The 4822-nt window shown below is 69.9% G+C and carries 4 protein-coding genes and 2 pseudogenes; 2 read left to right on the top strand and 4 right to left on the bottom strand.

The genetic code is table 11. The features are described 5' to 3' along the window. A pseudogene (locus tag G6020_RS08665) lies at window positions 1–297 on the top strand (aminotransferase class I/II); the annotation flags it as partial. A 41-nt stretch (window positions 298–338) separates the two neighbouring features. Here the strand turns inward: G6020_RS08665 and G6020_RS08660 are convergent. Further along, window positions 339–815 (bottom strand): MaoC/PaaZ C-terminal domain-containing protein, encoded by a 477-nt coding sequence (locus tag G6020_RS08660; RefSeq protein ID WP_259848311.1) that lies wholly within the window; start codon window positions 813–815, stop codon window positions 339–341. Window positions 816–1007: 192 nt separating this feature from the next. Between G6020_RS08660 and G6020_RS08655 the strand changes: the two genes are divergently transcribed. Continuing rightward, on the top strand, window positions 1008–1646 hold the full coding sequence (locus tag G6020_RS08655; protein WP_182610341.1) for a biliverdin-producing heme oxygenase: 639 nt from the start codon (window positions 1008–1010) through the stop codon (window positions 1644–1646). An 80-nt stretch (window positions 1647–1726) separates the two neighbouring features. Here G6020_RS08655 and G6020_RS08650 read toward each other — a convergent pair whose 3' ends face one another. From G6020_RS08650 to G6020_RS08640, 3 genes and pseudogenes are all read right to left on the bottom strand, one after another. After that, a complete protein-coding gene (locus G6020_RS08650; protein WP_182610340.1) occupies window positions 1727–3118 on the bottom strand; it encodes a hypothetical protein in 1392 nt (463 codons plus the stop codon). 1 nt (window position 3119) lies between these two features. Then, on the bottom strand, window positions 3120–4589 hold the full coding sequence (locus tag G6020_RS08645; RefSeq protein ID WP_182610339.1) for a hypothetical protein: 1470 nt from the start codon (window positions 4587–4589) through the stop codon (window positions 3120–3122). Then, window positions 4586–4822, bottom strand: a pseudogene (locus G6020_RS08640) (hypothetical protein); the annotation flags it as partial. The gene G6020_RS08645 and the pseudogene G6020_RS08640, both read right to left, overlap by 4 nt.

Here is a 4822-nt window from a genome sequence, read left to right as displayed (position 1 = left end):
TCCGCACTGGCCGCGAACCTCGATCTGATGGACCGGCTCATGGCCGAGCATCTCCCCCGCGCCCGGTGGCGGCGGCCCGACGCCGGGTTCGTGGCGTGGCTGGACCTGCGCTCCTATCCCGGCCTCGGCGACGACCCCGCCGCGGCGTTCCTCGACGACGGCCGCGTGGCGCTGAGCAACGGCCCCGCCTTCGGCTCCCAGGGCAAGGGGTTCGCGCGCGTGAACTTCGCGTGCTCGGAGGAGCTCCTCACCGAGGCCTTCACACGGATGGGCCGCGTCGCCGCGGAGCGTGGCTGAGCACGGGGCACCGCACACCCACCTCACCCGGCTCACCCCGACTACCCCGCCTCCTCCTCCCGGGGGCGGGTGGGCCCGTGTCCACGGCGCCACAGGAACACCGTCATCGTGGCGGTCAGCACCACGGCCGCGTCCTGGTTGCGCATCTCCAGATCCATCGTCACCCGAGCTCTGGTCTCGTCCGGACTCACCTCCGTCACGTGTACCGAGCCGGTCACCGTGTCCCCCGGCCGGACAGGGGCCGTGAAGCGGAGACGGTCGAACCCCCGTCCGGCGATCACCGCCCACCTCGAGTAGACCGACTCGACGCAGAGCCGCTGGAGGACAGCCAGTGTGTGGATCCCGCTGGCGATCACACCGCCGTGGTGGCCGCCCGCGGCCGCCACGGGATCCGTGTGGAACCACTGCGGATCCCACTGCTGCGCGAAACCGACGATCTCCTCCTCCGTGAGGGTGAGATGCCCGAGCTCGAGACGATCACCCGGAGTCAGCTCGTCGGCGGTGACGATGGTGTCCACCCGATATCCCCTTCCATTCGACGACCGGCCTCCCGGGTAATTCCGCGACATCCGGATGCTCGCCTTTTCGGTCGGCACATTCCCGTCCGATCACCCGGCATTGTTCACGTTACTCAACATCAATACCGGTATGGCTATCCCCTTATTGTTGCCGTACTCTCTTTAGGCATACCTAACAAGCCCGGAGGACAAATGGAGACGATCATTTCCGCACCCCTGTCGAGTGCATTACACGACTCGACGATGGCCGCGCACGAACAGGCGGAGAACGCCTCGTTCATCACCCGCCTGATGAACGGCGAGGGCACGCCGGAAGGTCTGGTGGCACTCCTGCGGCAGTCACTCCCCGTCTACGAGGCCCTCGAGGACGCCTGCCGCCGGGCCGGCACCGACCCACGCCTGTCGGCCATCCTCGATCCGCGCCTCGACCGGGCCGACGCCCTGCGTGCCGACCTGGAGTCGCACCGCGCCCAGGGGCGCACCTACGACCTCCTGGTCCCCGCCACCGAGGCCTACGTGGCCGAGCTGCACGCGTGTGCCACCGACCCCGCCGCCCTGATCGGGCACCACTACGTCCGCTACCTCGGCGACCTCTCGGGCGGGCAGATCATCAGGACGACGGTGCGCCGCCACTACGGCATCGAGACCGGTCTGAGCTTCTACGACTTCGACATCGCCAAGCCCAAGGTCTACAAGGACGACTACCGGGCCGCGCTCGACGCCCTCCCGCTGAGCGAGGCCGACCGCGGAGCCGCGCTGGCCGCCGCCACCCGGGCCTTCGAGCTCAACCACCGGATCTTCCTCGATCTGGAGGCCCAGGGCGTTCGCTGACCGCCCGCCCGGGCCACCCGACGAGAAGCGGCCCCGACACCCCGGGAGGGTGTCGGGGCCGGGCCCGTTCCGCGGGTGACCTACATCAGGCTGCCGAAGAGGTTCGTCATACCCGCGAGCGAACCGCCACCGACGTTTCCGGTGTCGTCATCGTCGTCGTCATCCCCACCGGTGGTGAAGGTGATCGGCGCGCTGAGCTCCCACGGCGCGTGGACCGCGCCGGAGGCCGCATAGGTGTAGATGCCGTAGCCGCCCGTCTCCGACTTCGCGTCGGCCGCGCCCTTCGAGACGGTGAGGGTGGTGGTGAAGCTGCCGTCGGGGCGCAGTTCGACGGCGCCGGCGGCGGCGCCCCCGATGACGGCGTGGTTCTCCGCGGCGAGGACCCACTTCTGTTCGACCACCTTGCGCGCCGCCGAGGTCCCGCCCGCGGACGGCTTCCACGCGTCCTCGAACTTGCCGAACACCAGGTAGAACCCGGCGGGCTTTCCGGCCAGCGGCGGGCGGACACCCACCACGGACCGGTCGTTGAAACCGGTGCCGGTGATGGTCACCTGGTGGCTGCCGTCCGCGGCGAGTGTGGTCTCGGAGAGCTGGATCTTCGGGGTCCCGACGGGCACCTGGGTCTCGTCCTCGGTCAGGTCGTAGGTGACCTGGAGGGGCAGCGGGCCCTTGAGATTCTGGTCTCCGCCACAGCCGGTGTTGTAGTAGTGCGGGTGCACTGACGCCGGCACGGCCGCCAGCCACTCGGGCGTCCACGCGCCCCAGACGTTCGGCGCGGTGCAGGTCCGGTCCTGGGTCCCACCGTTGTGCTGCACTCCCGCGTACCGGGGGGACAGGGTGGTGGTGCCGTCCTGGGCCACCTGGGCGGCACCCGGCCCGAACGACAGGACGGTCGTGCGACCGGCGTTGACCTCGGGAGTGGGGTTGCCGTTCATGTCGTTCGCCGCGCCGATGGTGACATCGGCGTTGAGCGTTCCGGAACCGTCGGCGTTGACGGTCAGCTTCGGATCGGCCAGGGTCTCGTCGGGAGCGTTGAGATTCGCCGGGTAGGCGTTGAAGGTGATCTCGCCGTCCCAGTCGATGGTGACGGTGCCGTCCGTACCGCGGACGCCCTCACCGTCGGAGAACGTGATCGCGTTGGGGGTCGCCTGCTGGCCCCCGATCAGACTCACGGGCATCGAGGTGGCCGGGAACGCCGCAGGTGTGTATTCGGCCTGCGTTCCCCCCGAGACCGACCCCACGAGAGCCGACGCGTCACCCGAGGCGTCGAGGATCCGCCACGGCCCGAAGATGCCCTTCTGCGCGTATCCGCTGATGCCCCAGACGAACGAGGCGTCCGAGACGGTGCCCGGGGTGACGTCCTGCGCCTGGGCCGCGGGGGCGGCGACGACTCCGGCGAGCAACGCGAGCGTCGCCCCCAGCATCGTGCCCCGTCGGCCGGCGAGCGCGAGCCGGGATCGAGAAGTCTTCACATCAGTCCTTTCGTCGAACTGTCTGGTAGAACAGCACTGCCGCGAGCGCGAGCAATGCGGTCCCCACCCACCACTGCCATTGGTGGGTGGGGTCTCCGGCCTTCTGGGAGGCGGAAGTCTGGGCGTAGACCACGTCGGCGCCGTGGAGCGGCGAGTTGGCCGCCACCGGGATCGTCGCCTGGTCTGCGAGAGCGGTCGACGCCGCGGGCGCGGGGCCACCTGTGGAGGGACTCGCGGAGGACGCGGGGATCGAGGCGAGCGTGCCGCCCACGGTGCCGGCGGTCATCGGAGAGGTGGAGGTGTAGTACTCCTCGAAGTACTCCTCGAAGACCTCGTCGACGGGGACCCCCTCGGCGGCCGGGGATTCGGGCGACACGCCCGGGCCCGCTCCCTCCCGCGCCGCCCTCACCGCATCGGGCTGGAGCGGTTTCCACGCCTCGTCCATCCAGGCGGCCGCGGTGTCGGCGACGTCGTCGCCCGCAGCGCGGAGGACCTGTTCGACCGTGTTGTCGAGTACCTGCCCCACGATTCCTTTCGACCCACCCGAGCCTCCGGAATTCGGCATTTCCTCGGGGTCATCCGGATTCCAACTCACCGCTATCGGGAGGGCGGGTTTCGCGCTGTCGGAGGTCCCGGTGGAATACCAGAATCCTCCCGATCCGGCGTCAGCGGCAAAGTCGACGAATTCAGCGGGGAATGCTCCCCAGTCATTCCCGTCTCTCGTCTGGGGATTCTCTCCCGGCTTGGCGGAATAGGGCACGCGGAGGTATTCGGGGGTCACGGAGAAACCCTTTTTCCCACCCAGTTCCACGCGATTCCGGGGGAGGTTCGCGACAACGACGGTGCGCGACGGGATCGGGACCGACACCTCGGGGTTGTCCTGGGAACTCCGTCGCCCACCCAGGGTCGCGGTGACGGTCGCCTTCGTGGGCGTGACGGTGAGGACCGGGTCGGTGACGCTGAGGAACACCAGGCCCGAGTAGTAGAGTACCGAGGCGGTGCCCCTCCACTCGATCTCGGCGGTGCCCGCCCCAGCGTCGACCGTCCCGGTGCCGTTGCCGAAGACCATCTCGAGTCCGCTGTACCTGCTCGAGGCGGCGTCACGGATCGGCGTTCCCGACTGGTCGGTCTGCGTGCCGGCCCAGGTGGCGGCCACCGTGGCCCCGGTCGCGGATCGCTTCTCGATCGTGACGTCGCCCGTCGTGGCTCTCCACGTCTGTTCGGTGATCGTCGCCCCGGACCCGGCGAGCGCCGACGAGCTGTCCCCGGCGGAGAGGAAGTTGAGCCCGGGGCCGTGGCTGGGCCCGGCACTCTGTCTGCTGAGCCCCCATCGGAACTCCGCAGCGGTCAACTCGACCTCGGAGCCCTGTGCGTGCGCAGCCGGAGTGCCCAGGATCACGCCGAAGGCGAGCACCAGTGTCAGCGCCAGGGCCGTTGCCCGGCGGTGGGTCGATCGCAGGTGACTGGTCATCGGGGCTCCTCGTGCTGGACGACGGTCGTGGGGTGGTGGTTCACGTCGTCCTCGTGGACGTCGTCGGGCCCGTCGGGACCGGCGGGACCGGCGGGACCGTCGGGCCCGTCAGCACCGTCGGGTCCGTCGTCGCCGTCGGCCATGGAGAGGACTCTTCGCTTGACGGCGACCGCCGCGGCGACCGACAGGGCCAGGGCCGCGAGGGCGAGGAAGACCCACCCCGCCGACCCGCC

The organism is Dietzia sp. B19 (assembly GCF_014145155.1).
In the GTDB taxonomy this organism is placed as follows: Bacteria; Actinomycetota; Actinomycetes; order Mycobacteriales; family Mycobacteriaceae; genus Dietzia; species Dietzia natronolimnaea.
This window is presented reverse-complemented; position numbering and strand designations above follow the sequence as displayed.

What these genes read in the sequence shown, in the direction of transcription:
- G6020_RS08645 (WP_182610339.1), bottom strand. Translation starts at nt 4,589, where the DNA reads ATGACCAGTCACCTGCGATCGACCCACCGCCGGGCAACGGCCCTGGCG.
- G6020_RS08655 (WP_182610341.1), top strand. Translation starts at nt 1,008, where the DNA reads ATGGAGACGATCATTTCCGCACCCCTGTCGAGTGCATTACACGACTCG.